The 13,915-nt window shown below is 65.8% G+C and carries 15 protein-coding genes; 7 read left to right on the forward strand and 8 right to left on the reverse strand.

What is annotated here, in order from left to right:
• Positions 1–57 precede the first annotated feature (57 nt).
• Positions 58–351, forward strand: coding sequence for an AbrB/MazE/SpoVT family DNA-binding domain-containing protein (locus tag F4036_05900; protein MYK37275.1), 294 nt, complete (start codon positions 58–60; stop codon positions 349–351).
• A complete protein-coding gene (locus F4036_05905; GenBank protein MYK37276.1) occupies positions 348–740 on the forward strand; it encodes a putative toxin-antitoxin system toxin component, PIN family in 393 nt (130 codons plus the stop codon). The genes F4036_05900 and F4036_05905 overlap by 4 nt, the downstream gene beginning before the upstream one ends.
• A gap of 12 nt (positions 741–752) precedes the next feature.
• Here F4036_05905 and F4036_05910 read toward each other — a convergent pair whose 3' ends face one another.
• Together F4036_05910 and rpsU are read right to left on the reverse strand one after the other, a co-directional pair.
• Positions 753–1,700, reverse strand: coding sequence for a hypothetical protein (locus F4036_05910; protein MYK37277.1), 948 nt, complete (start codon positions 1,698–1,700; stop codon positions 753–755).
• A 40-nt stretch (positions 1,701–1,740) separates the two neighbouring features.
• Positions 1,741–1,956 carry a 30S ribosomal protein S21 gene (gene rpsU, locus F4036_05915; protein ID MYK37278.1) on the reverse strand — a complete coding sequence of 72 codons (216 nt, stop codon included), beginning with the start codon at positions 1,954–1,956 and terminating at the stop codon, positions 1,741–1,743.
• A gap of 98 nt (positions 1,957–2,054) precedes the next feature.
• Here rpsU and F4036_05920 point away from each other — a divergent pair, with 98 nt between their 5' ends.
• Genes F4036_05920 through F4036_05930 form a run of 3 tightly spaced genes read left to right on the forward strand, consistent with a single transcriptional unit; the run spans position 2,055 to position 5,752 of the window.
• Positions 2,055–3,947, forward strand: a complete 1,893-nt coding sequence (locus F4036_05920) for a cytochrome c (GenBank protein MYK37279.1) — start codon at positions 2,055–2,057, stop codon at positions 3,945–3,947.
• The gene (locus F4036_05925) at positions 3,947–4,960 is read left to right on the forward strand and encodes a hypothetical protein (protein ID MYK37280.1); all 1,014 of its coding nucleotides are present in this window, start codon (positions 3,947–3,949) and stop codon (positions 4,958–4,960) included. Before F4036_05920 ends, F4036_05925 begins: the two co-directional genes overlap by 1 nt.
• Before the next feature lie 27 nt (positions 4,961–4,987).
• The gene (locus F4036_05930) at positions 4,988–5,752 is read left to right on the forward strand and encodes an SDR family oxidoreductase (protein MYK37281.1); all 765 of its coding nucleotides are present in this window, start codon (positions 4,988–4,990) and stop codon (positions 5,750–5,752) included.
• 60 nt (positions 5,753–5,812) lie between these two features.
• Here the strand turns inward: F4036_05930 and F4036_05935 are convergent, their stop codons facing one another.
• The 5 genes from F4036_05935 to F4036_05955 all read right to left on the reverse strand — a co-directional run bounded on the left by F4036_05935 (position 5,813) and on the right by F4036_05955 (position 10,573).
• Positions 5,813–6,607, reverse strand: coding sequence for an NADP oxidoreductase (locus F4036_05935; protein MYK37282.1), 795 nt, complete (start codon positions 6,605–6,607; stop codon positions 5,813–5,815).
• A 4-nt stretch (positions 6,608–6,611) separates the two neighbouring features.
• Positions 6,612–7,769, reverse strand: a complete 1,158-nt coding sequence (dapE, locus tag F4036_05940; GenBank protein ID MYK37283.1) for a succinyl-diaminopimelate desuccinylase — start codon at positions 7,767–7,769, stop codon at positions 6,612–6,614.
• Positions 7,762–8,574 carry a 2,3,4,5-tetrahydropyridine-2,6-dicarboxylate N-succinyltransferase gene (gene dapD, locus F4036_05945; GenBank protein MYK37284.1) on the reverse strand — a complete coding sequence of 271 codons (813 nt, stop codon included), beginning with the start codon at positions 8,572–8,574 and terminating at the stop codon, positions 7,762–7,764. The genes dapE and dapD overlap by 8 nt, the downstream gene beginning before the upstream one ends.
• A 69-nt stretch (positions 8,575–8,643) precedes the next feature.
• A complete protein-coding gene (gene wrbA / locus F4036_05950) occupies positions 8,644–9,246 on the reverse strand; it encodes an NAD(P)H:quinone oxidoreductase (protein MYK37285.1) in 603 nt (200 codons plus the stop codon).
• 10 nt (positions 9,247–9,256) lie between these two features.
• Positions 9,257–10,573 carry a M24 family metallopeptidase gene (locus tag F4036_05955; GenBank protein MYK37286.1) on the reverse strand — a complete coding sequence of 439 codons (1,317 nt, stop codon included), beginning with the start codon at positions 10,571–10,573 and terminating at the stop codon, positions 9,257–9,259.
• A gap of 107 nt (positions 10,574–10,680) precedes the next feature.
• Between F4036_05955 and F4036_05960 the strand changes: the two genes are divergently transcribed.
• Positions 10,681–10,965, forward strand: coding sequence for an acylphosphatase (locus F4036_05960; protein ID MYK37287.1), 285 nt, complete (start codon positions 10,681–10,683; stop codon positions 10,963–10,965).
• 117 nt (positions 10,966–11,082) lie between these two features.
• Here the strand turns inward: F4036_05960 and F4036_05965 are convergent, their stop codons facing one another.
• Entirely contained in the window at positions 11,083–12,792 is a 1,710-nt protein-coding gene (locus tag F4036_05965) for a proline--tRNA ligase (protein ID MYK37288.1), read from the reverse strand.
• A 285-nt stretch (positions 12,793–13,077) separates the two neighbouring features.
• On the opposite strand from F4036_05965, the gene F4036_05970 reads away from it, so the two are divergent.
• A complete protein-coding gene (locus F4036_05970; GenBank protein MYK37289.1) occupies positions 13,078–13,875 on the forward strand; it encodes a phosphatidylcholine/phosphatidylserine synthase in 798 nt (265 codons plus the stop codon).
• The last annotated feature ends 40 nt before the right edge of the window (positions 13,876–13,915 follow it).

The following is a 13,915-nucleotide window of genomic DNA, read 5'->3' on the forward strand; positions in this document are numbered from 1 at the left end:
GCGCGCTCCGTTATAGTATGATTTTACAACTTTCCAACATTAATAAGCGAGGTCACTATGGCGCTAGTAACCGTGAAACCGAAATTCCAGGTGACTATTCCCGCCAAGCTTCGCAAAGACATTGACATACGCGAGGGCGACATCATGGAGGCGACACTTATCGGCGACGGTATTTTGTTCAAGCCCAAAGAGGTGGTGGATCGGGTCGCCGCCGCCGACCGCATTGCCGCAAAATTTGCCGAGACTCAGCCATCGCCCGCGGACCGCAGGCGGTCTGAGGACGAAATAATGCGGGACGCGATCGACGACATAGCCCGATCGCGCCGTGAACGCCGCAGCCGCGGGGCATGAGGGTTGTCCTGGATTGCAATGTTCTGGTGTCGGCGGCGAGAGTTGACGGCACATGCCGCGAGGTTATCAACCGGGTGGTGCTAGCGCACGAAATCGTCTTGTCCAAGCCGATCTTGTCCGAATACAAAGCTGTCGCTGAGCGGCGCAGCCAAAGGCCATTCCGCGACGTTTTGAATTTCGTCATCAGCGAAATCGAGCGATTGGCGGTTGTTGTCGAGCCGGCCAGTGTTGTGTTCGGTATTCGCGACCCAGACGATGAGGTTTATCTTGCGACTGCGGTGGCTGGTGGCGCGACGTTGATCACGGGCAACACACGCGACTTCACCCAGGCGCGATACGGGTCCGTTGAGGTTTGGTCTCCGCGGGAGTTTCTCGACCGCGCGGGTTGAAAAGGATCTACATTAGCGCGCGGCTACGGTCTTCCAATAGACTTCGTCTGACTCCCTGTTCTTCTTCTCGACATAGGCTCCTAATGCCCAAACAAGATTGTCGGCCTTTGTGAAATTGCAGTCGTGCGGCGTAACTGCCATCCCCACCAGAGAGTACTTTAATCCGGTAATGACGTCCTTCGATTCACAGTAAAGGATCTCGCGCGCAAGAATCTCAGCCCTCGCTGACTTGTTCCTGACGACCTCAGGAAACCATCGCCCAAGCAGTCTATTGATGTGTCGGTCCGGCTTGAAGGCTTCCCAGTGCAAGTTCCGGAGAAACTCACTCGCCAAGACTATCCCCATTCCAGGCGCTTTCCAGCTTTCCATGCCGGATGGCGGCGGCCGCTGCTTCTCCAGCCTCTTTCTCGGCGATCCAAGCAACGCCGCTACGATCGGGACGATTTCGCCACCGTCAACGCCTGCTTGCATGTATCGTTTCAATTCCTTCAACGCATTGAAGTAGTCGGCGACTTCCGCAAGCATCCTCGCCCACATCACCATCGCATTAGTATCTCCCCGCGCGGTCTGTCCCCCCAGGCAATTTGCGACATCCCGGATCCGGGCACTATCAACTTCAACTGCCCGCGAAAACGCTATGGGGTCATATTGCTCCAAGAGCGATTCAAACTTGCTGCGCCGACTGAGAAACCCCGACCACTGACGCATATTGCTGGCAAGCGCCAATGCAGCAGCCCTGAATACTGTCCTATTGTTTTGAGGATACTCGGTACCACTTTCACACGAACGAACCTGACCCATGGACCTTACCAGGCTGTCCGCCATCTTCACCGGATCGCCAATGTCCTCGATACCGTAATCTCTACATAGTCGTTTGCGGATAGTCCTTTCCGCAAAGAGGCTCTCCGAAATCCTCTCAATACTAAGGACCCTGAACTGGGACGCTGAAGGGCCTACCAAGCTGAAATCCAACGACCGCCCGGTCGCGGCCTAAGAGGGGTTAGTAGAGGCGGCGGCGGCGGTTCTGTTCGCGGCTGGTGCGCTTGGCCTGGCGCTTGACGGCGGCGGCCTTCTGGCGCTTGCGGACCTGGGTCGGCTTCTCGTAGAACTCGCGGCGGCGCACCTCGGCCAGGATGCCGGCCTTCTCGCAGGCGCGCTTGAAGCGGCGCAACGCCGCATCAAAGACTTCGTTTTCCTTTACCCGTACGCTAGGCAAGTTGCTGTCCTCGTCGCAAGGAGCGCGGATTTTAGCGATTGCCCGTCCCCATTGCAATTGCCTGCTGTATTGTTGGCCGCCTTGCGGAGCGTTTATTGATGACCAGACGAACCCCGATTTCGGCCTTGATGCTGGCGCTTTTCCTCACGGCGGGCGGCGCCGGAAGCGCGTGGGGGAAGGGCGACCTGGAGCGGGGCAAGCGCCTGGCCCGCGAGTGCTTCGCCTGCCATGGGCAGGACGGTTACAGTCCGTCGCCGATCAATCCGAAGATCGGCGGGCAGCACGAGCGCTACCTGTTTCTGTCGCTGAAGGAATACCGCGACGGCGGGCGCTCGCACTCGCTCATGCGCGGATCGGTGCTCGGCAAGACGGACCAGGATCTCGAGGACATCGCCGCCTATTACGCAAGCCAGCCGGGTTACCTGACGCCTCGGGAGATATGGGAGCGCACGCAGCAAGGGGTGCCGGCCGCGGCCGGACCGCCTCCGGGCGCCCGGCAGGGCGGCCCGCCGCGCGGACCGTCGGGACCGCCCAAGTTCGATCACAGCGACCACATCGCCCGCTACAACAGCATGCTGGCGCAGGCGGCCCAGGACGCCGCTCAGGCTCCCGGCCCGGTCGGCGCCGCGGCTTGCGCGGGCCTGTCCGGGAGCGCGGATTCCGATCGCGACGGCGACGGGCTGGCGGACGCCTACGACGCCGCACCGGACGATGCCGGCGAGTTCGTCCTCGACAGCGACGCCGACGGCTTCTACGAGATCTGCGACATCCGGCAGCTTGAGGCCATCGGCAACCTCGGCACCGGCGAAGGCAAGTCCGCCACGCTGGACCGGGCCGAGCGCATGGCGCGCAAATACCGCCTGGCGCGCGACCTCGACGCATCTTCCGTCAGCAACTTCGAGCCGATCGGCGACTGCGGCCCGGCCGGAAACTGCATGGTGACGCTGGACCGCTTCGGATTTCAGGGCGTAATCGACGGCGGGGGACATACGATCCGCGGGCTGCGGATCTCCAGGCCCGGGGGCAGCGGGATTGGCCTGATCGGCGTGCTGGGCGCCCAGGGCACGGTGCGCGACCTGGCGCTTGAGGATGCGGTCGTGATCGGCCGCGGCGGCGTGGCCCTGCTGGTGGGCAGCAACTTCGGAATGGTCTACCGCTGCCGCGCCGAGGGCGAGGTGGCCGGCGAACTGGCGCTCGGTGTTCTGGTGGGCGGAAGCGGCGGCCTGGTGGCCTACGGTGAGTCCCACGGCACCGTTTCGGGCAACCAGGCGGTAGGTGGGCTGGTGGGCGACGTGCGCGGCGGCGTCTATTTCAGCCGGTCGAACGCCGAAGTGTCCGGCAGCCGCGGCCTGGGCGGCCTGGTGGGGCTGAATACCTTCGGCCTGGTCCTGAGCAGTTATTCAACGGGCCAGGTCGTCGGCGGCAACGACCTGGGCGGTCTGGTGGGAATGAACACCGACGCCAAGGTGCGCAACAGCTTTTCGATCGCGGCGGTCGAGGGCGACGGGAGCAATATCGGCGGCCTGGTGGGGTTCAATTCCTTAAGCGAGGTGCGCAACAGCTATGCCGCCGGGGCCGTTTTCGGCGGCGATGCCGTCGGCGGGCTGGTGGGGCGCAACAACGGCAGCGTGCGCACGAGCTATGCGGCGGGGCCGGTAACGAGCGAGGGCGATTCCGGAGGGATTTCCGGGTTCACGGTCGAGGGCGAGGAGGACGGCAACTTCTGGTCCGCGATGACCTATTCCGCAGGCGCTTCGGACCTGGGCGCACTGACCGCCGAACAAAGTGGATGGGAGCCGCGGCCCGGCGATTTCCTGGGACTCATCGATGCCTATTGCGACGCCAACGGCAACGGCTTTATCGATCCCGACGAGCGCGTGCCGGACAATCGGGTCTGGGACTTCCGCGGCTCCGGCGAGTATCCGGTAATCCGCTGTACCTTTGAGGCAGGATACCCTTCCGGGGACACAGACTCTATGGGGAACATGTAATGCCGAGCCGCAATCCGTATTCGAGGGCCATGGCGATGGCGCCCGCGCTGGTCGTGGCGGCGAGCCTGGCTTTGGGCGACGAGGAACGCGCCAACACCTTCCAGCCCTTCGTCAAGGGCGACATCTTTGTTGCCTCCACCATCATGGACCATCCCACCGACGACCACATGGGCACCGGGCGCATCTTCCAGTACGACGCCGAACTGAACCTCAAGGGCGAGCTCTATACGAAGGGCACGACGCACAAGATCGGCGGCCTGAATTTCGCGCCGGACGGCACGCTGTGGGCCTTTGCCCAGGGGACGCCGGCCGTGGTCGAAATCGGCCCGGACGGGGTGCAGAAGCCGGTGCGCAGGTTCTCCGAGCGCAGCCTGAGCAGCGTGACCTTCGCCCGCGACGGCAGCCTGTATTTCGGGGAGCACCTGCAGGGAACCAACACCACCATTCCCACCAACACCACCGTGTTCAACCTGCTGACCGGCCGCGACGTGATCGGCGACGGCAACATCTTCAAGTTCAGCCCGGACGCCCGGCTGCTCAAGGAGTTCCATTCGGACACGCATGGCGGCGTCGTGGGCATCCACGGCGTAACGTCCACCGTGCTTACCGACGGCGACACGCGGATGGTCTATTTGTCCGAGACCGGCAACCGCGTCATGCAGTACGACCTGGCCAACGACCGGCAGTTGCCGGACCTGAGGGTGTTCGACGACGACGAGAACGTCTTCATGGTCCTGACCTTGATGCCGATGCTTGACGCATCGCTCTTGATCAGCACCGGCAATGGCCTGGTGGTGCTCGACAAGGACTCGGGTGAGACGCTCCGCTATTACGACATGCGCAGTCCCGGGTGGGCGGCCTCCGGGCCCACGGTGGACGGTGCGGGCATCATCGTGGGCAACTTCTTCACCGGCGAGGTCGTGATCATCAGCCGGGAAACCGGGGAAGTCGTCCGCAGCAACAACATCGGGCAAACAAACTCGCTCTCCGGCGTGGCCCAGTTTCCGGGCTGACCGGTTTCGCCCATAAGAGGCCTTCTCATGACAAAAAGACGCATTATTCTCATAGTCCTCGCGGTGATCGCCGTTCTGGTCTTGCTCTCCTTTAGAACCACCCAGTACCCCGTCTTCGAAATGGAGGCCGACGCGGCTCCCGAGGGCGGACACCATGTCCTGCTGTTCGGCGGCACCCGGAACACCGGGCTGGAGGTCGCGAAGATCCTCGCCGGACGGGGCGACAGCGTCACGGCCTTTGTCCGCCCGTCCTCGGACCGTTCCGGACTGGAGCCGCTGGGCGTGAGCTTCGCCGTGGGCGACGCGCTGGACATGGAAAGCGTGCAGGCCGCCTTCGACGGCGGGGACTACACCGCGGTCGTCACCACGGTGGGCTGCTTCAGTTGCGATCCGCGCCCGGACTTCCTGGGCAACCGCAATATCTTCGACGCCGCCGAGGCGGCGGGCGTGCGGCGGATGGTGTTCGTGACCAGCATCGGCTCGGGCGACAGCGAGATGGCGGCCCCCTGGCTGGCCCGGGTGTTCCTGCGGGAAATACTGCCGTTGAAGACGCAGGCCGAAGACCACCTGATGGCCAGCAGCCTGGATTACACGATCATCCGTCCCGGCGCGCTGAGGTCGAGGCCGCCCACCGGCAAGGGCTACCTGAGCGAGAGCCGCGACGCGGAAGGCATCATCAACCGCAGCGACCTGGCCGGCCTGATCGTCGAGGCGCTGGACGACAACGCGACGACCGGCAAGGTGCTGGCCGCGGTCGATTCGCAGATGTCCTACCCCTGGGACCTGTTCTGACGGGGCCTGGGAGCGAGGACGTCTCGTCCTCGTGGAGGGCGTGACGCCCTCCCACCCGCATTACTCGAGAGTGTCGTCCAGCGTGGCGCGGCCCTGCATCCGCGCCTGTATGAGGTCGAGGCCGGACTGGATCCGGTCGTAGAAGCCGGCGGCGAGTAACTCGCGTCGGAGTTGCTCGTTGATTCCGGCGCGGGTCGCGTGCTCCTCGACCAGGCCGGCGAAACCCTCGCCCGTCGGCTGGGTCGATTTCTCCGCGATGCCGCGAAACAGCGAGCCGGTATAGCGGTCCGCGTCCACCGGATCGACGCCCCTGGCGCGCAGCCACGACGAAGTGGACTCAAGCAGCTCGAAATAGGGCGCCATCAGCGCCGATACCGAGAAGAACGCATCGAGCTGCGCCTCGTCGGACACCTGGATCACCGTCGCAATGGGGTCGAACAAGTCGGCCAGCTTCCGGTTCGGCGGACACATCGCAATGGGGCCGGTGCGCCGCGCCACGGGAGGAACCGGCGCCACCCGGCCGATGAACTCCGCAGGCCCGACCTGCCGCTGCATCTCCGCGGAACTGATCGTTGCGATAAAGCTTGCGACCTTGAGGCCCCGCCGGAAGTCGAGCGCGCCGAGTACGGCTGCGGCGTCCTGCGGACGCACGGCGAGAATGACCAGCTCCGAGCGGTCCAGCACCTGCTGGTTGTCGGTGGCCACCTCCAAGGCGGCATAGCGCTCGCTTAACTTGCGCGAACGATCGATGCTACGGGGCGACAGGAGAATCGAAAGGCCGGGGACCTCCGCCTCGCATAGGCCCGTGACCACTGCCTCGGTAATCGTGCCGACGCCGATGAAACCCAGGTTCATCGGCCTACTCCGAATCCGGGTCGAGCAGCAGCCGCTCCATGATGCGCGCGTAGACGCGCCTGAGCCCCTCGACGTCGCTGGCGCGGATGCGCTCGTTGACCTGGTGGATGGTGCGGTTGATCACGCCGAATTCCACCACGTCGGCGCCGTGCAGCGCGATGAAACGCCCGTCGGAGGTGCCGCCGCCGGTGGAAAGCTCGGGGTCGATCCCGCACTCCTCGCGCACGATGTCACGGGCCGTCTCGACCAGCGGGCCGCGGGCGGTCAGGAAGGGTTCGCCGGCGGGGCGCCATTCGATCTCATACTCGATGTCGTGGCGGCTCAGCAGGTCCTCGACCCACTGCTTGATCTGCTCGCTCTTCCACTGGTTGGTGAAGCGAAAGTTGAAGCGCGTGACCAGTTCGCCCGGGAATACGTTGGTCGCCCCCGCGTCGGCCTGCACCTTGACGACCTGGAAGCCGGTGGGCGGGAAATGCTCGTTGCCCTCGTCGAGCGGCGTCGCGTACATGTCCGCGAGCACCGGGGCAAAGCTCTGGATGGGATTTCGCGCCAGCGCGGGATAGGCGACATGGCCCTGTTCGCCTCGCACGGTCATCGTGGCGCTCAGCGAACCGCGCCGTCCGACCCGCAGCGTGTCGCCGAGTTTTTCCGAGCAGGAAGGCTCTCCCACCACGCACCAGTCGATCGTCTCGTCGCGTGCGCTCAGCGTGTCCATCACGCGGCGCGTGCCGTCCCTGGCCGGACCTTCCTCGTCGCTGGTGATCAGAAACGCCAGCGAGCCGCGGTGTTCGGGATGTTCGTCCGCAAAGTCGATCCCGGCGCGGACCATGGCCGCGATGCCGGTCTTCATGTCGGCGGCGCCACGGCCCTTGAGCCATCCGTCATCGAGTTCCGGCTCGAACGGATCATGGTCCCAGTCCTTCAGCGGCCCCGGTGGCACCACGTCGGTATGGCCGGCGAAGCACAGCACCGGGGAGTCGCCGCCGTGACGCGCCCACAGGTTCGAGACCTTGCCGAAGGGCATGTGCTCCACGCTGAAACCGGCCTCTTCCAGCATGCCGGCAAGCAGTTCCTGGCAACCCCCGTCCGCAGGGGTCACCGATGGCCGCCGCATCAATTCCAGGGCGAGGTCGAGCGTGCGCTGGTTGCGGGTGTCAGCCATCGCGCAACAACTCGTTCAATGAAGTGCGTCGGCGGGTTCGTTCGTCCACCTGCTTGACGATGATGGCGCAGTAAAGATGCGCCCGGCTCTTGCCGTCGGGAAGACTGCCCGGCACGACGACCGAGCCGGCGGGCACGCGGCCGTAGTGGACCTCGTCGCGGGCCCGGTCGTAGATGCGGGTGCTCTGCCCGATATACACGCCCATCGCGATGACCGCGCCGCGCTCCACGATCACGCCCTCCACGATTTCGGAGCGCGCGCCGATGAAGCAGTCGTCCTCGATGATGGTGGGCGTGGCCTGCAGCGGCTCCAGCACCCCGCCGATGCCCGCTCCTCCGGAAAGGTGCACGTTCTTGCCGATCTGGGCGCAGCTTCCCACCGTGGCCCAGGTGTCGACCAGCGTGCCGCTGTCCACGTAGGCGCCGATGTTCACGTAGCTGGGCATCAGCACGACGCCGGGCGCGATGTAGGCGCCTCGCCGGGCCTGCGCGTCGGGCACCACGCGCACGCCGGACGACTCGATGTCGCCGCCGGAGAATTTCAGCGGGACCTTGTCGAAGTAATGCGTATGGCCGCCGGGGATCTCGCGGTTGGGCGTCACCGCGAAATAAAGGAGCACGGCCTTCTTGAGCCACTCGTTGACCTGCCACCCGTCATCGGTGGGCTCGGCCACGCGCGCCTCGCCGCGGTCGAGCAGGCCGATTGCCTCGTCGATGGCCGCGCGCAGTTCGCCGGGCGCGCTGTCGGGCGCGAGATCCGCACGCTTTTCGTACGCGGCTTCGATGATGTTGCGCAGGTCTTGCACTTCAGTCTCTCGGGAGTGATTTCCGCCGCTTATCCAACGGCGCGCGCAATTATCTCACTTTGGCGCTCGTCAGGAGGTGTGGAGGGTGCGGGCGAGGTGGGCGAGGCGGCGACCGAGGGCTTCGGCGAGGGTTTTCTCGTCTTGCGTAAGGCCGTTCGCGCTGGTGCGCTCGACGTGCGATGCGCCGTAGGGCGAGCCGCCGGACGTGGTCTTGCGCAATTCGGGAACGGTGTAGGGGATTCCGGTAATGAGCATGCCGTGATGCATGAGCGGCACGGCCAGCGACAGCAGCGTGGCTTCCTGGCCGCCGTGCATGCTGTTCGACGACGTGAAAACCGCGGCCGGTTTGTCCACCAGCAGGCCCGAAACCCATTCCGCCGCGAGGCCGTCAAGGAAATGCTGGATCGGCGCGCCGGGGGCGCCGAATCGCGTGGGGCTGCCGAGCGCCAGGCCCGCGCAGTCGCGCAGATCGTCCTTGCTCGCAAATGGAGCACCGCTTTCCGGGACGGCGGGCATGGCCTCGCCGGACTGCGCGGCGACCGCCGGTGCGGCGCGCAGCACGGCCTCGCAGCCGGGCGTCATTTCGATGCCGCGGCCTATGGCGCGGGCCAGGGCCTCGGTGGCGCCCTTGACCGAGTAATAGATAACCAGGATCTTGAGTTCGCCGCTCATTGCCTGGGCCTCATACGACGATGACGGGGTCGGTGATCGTGTGGATGGGCTCGGCGCTGTCGGCGGTGATCAGGCTCAGGTCCTCCAGGTGGGCCGAGCCGCCGATCCCGGTGTTCAGGACCGGGCAGTCGACGCTCAGGATCATCCCGGGCTCGAGCGTCAGGTCGTCCTTGACCCAGTAGGGCCGCCCGTCCTGCCCCGGTTCGTCGGTGTGGGTGAGTCCCACGCTGTGCGGCGAGAACGGGATGTCGAAGTCCAGCCCGGCGGCGCGAACGGCCTTATGGCCGATCGGCGGGATCTCCGAATAGCGCAGTCCCGGGCGCAGTCGTTCGCGGATCGCTTCCCAGCCGATGTGCATGGCGCGGGTGGCGTCGTGCATCGCCCTCGCGGGTTCGCCCAGGAATATGGTCCGGCCGAAATCGCCGTGGTAGTGCCAGCCGCTGCTGACGCAGTCCACGAAGAAAGCGGCCCCTTCCCTGAACTCGAAGTCCGCCACTTCCGTGATCATCCGGTCGATGGCCATGAACACGCCGGCGTTGCCGCGGGCGGCGGCCTCGGAGAAGAACGCCGCCCTCAGTTCCTGGGTGGTGGCGCCCTCACGCACCGTGCCGGCGGCGGCCAGCGCGGCCTCGGCGTTGGCCTGCGCGGCCAGCCGCATCAGTTCGATCTCGCGCGGCGACTTGACCAGGCGGATCTTGCGCAGGATATTGTCCGCCGGCACCGCGGCGGCCGACAGCGGCGAGGACTCGAGCATGGCCATGATCGCCATGTGGTCGACGCCGATTCGTCCGCCGGTCATGTCCAGCGCGCGGGCCGCCTTGACCATCGCGAATTCGCGTTCGGCGCTTACGCCATGGCGTTCGGCAGCCGCCTCCACGGCCGCGCGCCGACGCAGTTCCAGTTCGCCCATGGGAACATCGCCCTTGTCCCGGTATACATGCAGCGCGCCGGCCGCCGGTTCGTCGTAATCGCCCTGGATGGCGGTGCCGCTGACGGCCCGGTGGGTGTAGAGCCAGGGCTGGACGTCGCCGGAGAAGTTGGCGTCGGCGTAGACGTAGTAATGGAGGAACTGGGGCATGACCAGCGCCACCGGCTTCTTCGGATCGGCCGAGAGCAAGGCCATGCTGGGCGCGGCGAAGCCCATCTTGCCCAGCTGCGGCCAGTAGCCGGTCAGGTGAAAGACGTTGAGGGGCTCGGCGACGATCAGCCCGGCAAGCGATTCCTGCTTCAGTACCTTTTCCGCGCGTTCGCGGTTGAACAGGGGACCGCCCTGGAGCAGCGACCCGCCCTGGGCGAAGGTTTCGCGGAAGGATTGCTTGCCGCCCATGGACAATTCCGTATTTCGCCAGGCGAACGATTCTAATGCCTCGCGGAATGGCCGAAACGGCGGTCGAAGCTCCCGTGGCCGGCGCCGAGCGGGTAGAATTTCCGCTCATGTCCACAGAGGTCTGCCGCCGCTACATCGTTTCGGGACGCGTGCAGGGCGTATTCTTCCGCGCCAGCACCGCCAGCGTCGCACACCGTCTTGGCCTGCGCGGGCGCGCCAGAAACCTCCCCAACGGCAACGTGATGGTCCTGGCCCTGGGGCCGGAATCCAAGGTGGACGAACTGGCCGAGTGGCTTCGCGATGGACCGCCGTCCGCGGAAGTAACCGAGGTTCAGCAGGCGGACGAGCCGCTGGACCAGTGGCAGCACCTCCCCGACTTCCGCACCCACTGACCCGCTCTCGGGCGTTCTCTCACGCCCCTTTGTGACGTCAGCCACTTCGCGACGCTTCCTCCACAAAGGGCGAAGGGCCAGCAACGAGGGCGCGACGCCCTCGCTCCCAGGGAAGTATCAGCGCCTGGCGCGCTCCGCCAGCAACTCGACAGCTTCGTCGGCGCCGAGATGTTCGGCTTCGTCGGAGCGGCGGTGCTTGTATTCCAGCGTCCCCTGCTTCAGCCCGCGCGAACTCACCACGACACGGTGCGGAATGCCGACCAGATCGGCGTCCGCCAGCTTCACGCCCGGGCTTGCGTCGCGGTCGTCGAACAGCACTTCCACGCCCTGCGATTGCAGTTCCCCGTAGAGCCGCTCGGCCGTCGCCCGCACCTCTTCGTCGCGGGCGATGTTCAGCGCCACGATCACGAGGCTGAAGGGCGCCATCGCTTCCGGCCAGATGATGCCCCGCTCGTCGTGGTTCTGCTCGATTGCCGCCGCCACCGTACGGGTTACGCCGAGCCCGTAGCAGCCCATCTGCATGTGCTGCTCGGCGCCGTTCTCGTCCAGCACGGCGGCGTTCATCGAGCGGCTGTACTTGTCGCCGAGCTGGAAGATGTGGCCGACCTCGATCCCGCGGGCGATCTGCAGACCACCCCCGCCGCCCGGGCTGCGGTCGCCCTCGACGGCGTTTCGCAGGTCCACGCACTCGGGTTCGGGCAGATCCCGCCCCCAGTTGACGTCCACGAAATGCCTGTCGCGCCGGTTCGCCCCGCAGGCGAAGTTTGCCTGGTGGCCGGCGGCGTGGTCCACATAGGTGGTCACGGACAGGTTGACCGGGCCCACGAACCCCGGCGGGCAGCTCGCCGCCTGCGCGACTTCCTGCGCGTTGGCCAGTTGCAGCGGTTTGGCGACCCCGGGCAGGGCCGTCGCCTTCAGTTCGTTGACCTCGTGGTCGCCGCGCAGCACCAGCGCCGCCACACCGCCGCCCTCGGCCTTGACCAGCAGCGTCTTGAGGCAGTTCTCCAGTGGCCGGTCGAGGTGCGACGCGACCTGCCGCATCGTGCGCATGCCCGGCGTGTGCGCCTGCGACATGGCGTCGCCGGGCGCCTCCCTGTCGCCTTCGGGAGGAAGGGCGGGCGCCAGCTCCAGGTTGGCGGCGAAATCGTCGCCGTCGCACCAGACGATCAGGTCCTCGCCCGAATCGGCCAGCACGTGGAATTCCTGCGAGCGCGAGCCGCCGATCTCGCCCGAATCCGCCTGCACCACGCGGTAGTTGAGGCCCAGCCGCTCGAATACGCGGGTGTACGCTTCGCGATAGTCGCCGTAGGTGTCCCGCAGCGAATCCTCGCCGAGGTGAAAGGAATAGGAGTCCTTCATGATGAATTCGCGCGCCCGCATCACGCCGAAGCGCGGGCGGATTTCGTCGCGGAACTTGGTCTGGATCTGAAAGAAGCTGACCGGCAGCTGCCGGTAGCTCTTCAATTCGCGCCGCGCGATGTCGGTGATCACTTCCTCGTGCGTGGGCCCGAAACAGTACTCGCGCTCGCCCCGGTCGCGCATCTTCAGCAGCAGGTCGCCGTAATCGTCCCAGCGGCCGCTCTCGCGCCACAGTTCGGCCGGATGAACGGCCGGCATCAGCACCTCGTGGGCCCCGATCCGCTCCATTTCCTCGCGCGTGACCCGCTCGACGATGCGAGCCACGCGCCAGCCCATGGGCATCCACGTGAACAGCCCGGAAGCCAGCCTGCGCACCATGCCGGAGCGCAGCATCAGGCGATGGCTGGCGATTTCGGCGTCCGCCGGGGTCTCGCGCAATGTGGCCAGGGGCAGTTTGGAAAGACGCATCGTTGGGTCGGAATGTCGGAGCGGCAATTGTAGTGGAAGCCGGCGCATTCCCTGTGAGGCGCCGGCTTAAGCCCTTTGTTCGTCCCCCTCCTCGTGGGAGCGTTGGAGCAGGGACAGCGAGAATCGAGCCAGGATGGCGTCTCCCACGAGGAGGGGGACGAACAAAGGGCGAGGGCTGGCGTTACAGCGAGAATCGAGCCAGGATGGCGTCTCCCACGAGGAGGGAGGCGAAGAAAGGGCGAGGAAGCACAACCCCACGGAAGTGGCTGTGGCAGACTTGCCCGGATGGAGGCCAACCGCGAGAAATTTGCCAGGGGCCGGGCGGCGTTCCGCAAGCGAGGCATATACCTTTTCCCCAATCTGCTTACGAGCGGTGCGTTGTTCGCCGGCTTCTACGCCATCGTGGCCGGGGCCGACGGGAACTTCGTGAACGCCGCGGTGTCGTTGTACGTGGCAATGATTCTTGACGCCCTGGACGGGCGCGTCGCCCGAATGACCGGGACCGAGACGGAATTCGGCCGCCAGTACGATTCCCTGTCCGACGTGGTCGCCTTCGGCCTGGCCCCCGCGGTAGTCGTGTACCAGTGGGGCCTGAAATACATGGGCGATTACGGCTGGGTCTGGGACAAGGTCGGCTGGGTGATCGCCTTCCTGTTCGCGGTGGGAACGGCGCTGCGGCTGGCCCGATTCACCGCCCGGGAGTCGGTAGGCGACAAGAACTTCTTCGAGGGCCTGCCGTGCCCGGCGGCGGCGGGCTTCGTGGCCGGTTTCGTGTGGCTGGCGGCCGATTCGCAATGGAGCGGCCTGCCGGTCCTTACGCTGGCCGGTTTCGTGACGCTGGCGACCGCGGTGCTGATGTGCGTGCGGATTGCTTACCCCAGCTTCAAGCATTTCGCGATGAACCGGCGCCTCCGGTTCACCCAGATGGCGGCGATTCCCGTGTGCTTCGCGCTGATCGCGCTGGACCCGCCGCGCATGCTGTTCACGCTGTTCGGCGTTTACGTGGCGCTTGGTCCGGGCCTTTTGGCCTGGCGCCTGGTGCAGAAGAACCGCCGACGGGTCATGCGCAAAGCCGCCGAGTGAGCCGCGCCGCTTCGCCACGGGCGTCGTGCATTTGCGCGCC

The organism is Gammaproteobacteria bacterium (assembly GCA_009845905.1).
GTDB lineage: Bacteria > Pseudomonadota > Gammaproteobacteria > Steroidobacterales > Foliamicaceae > Foliamicus.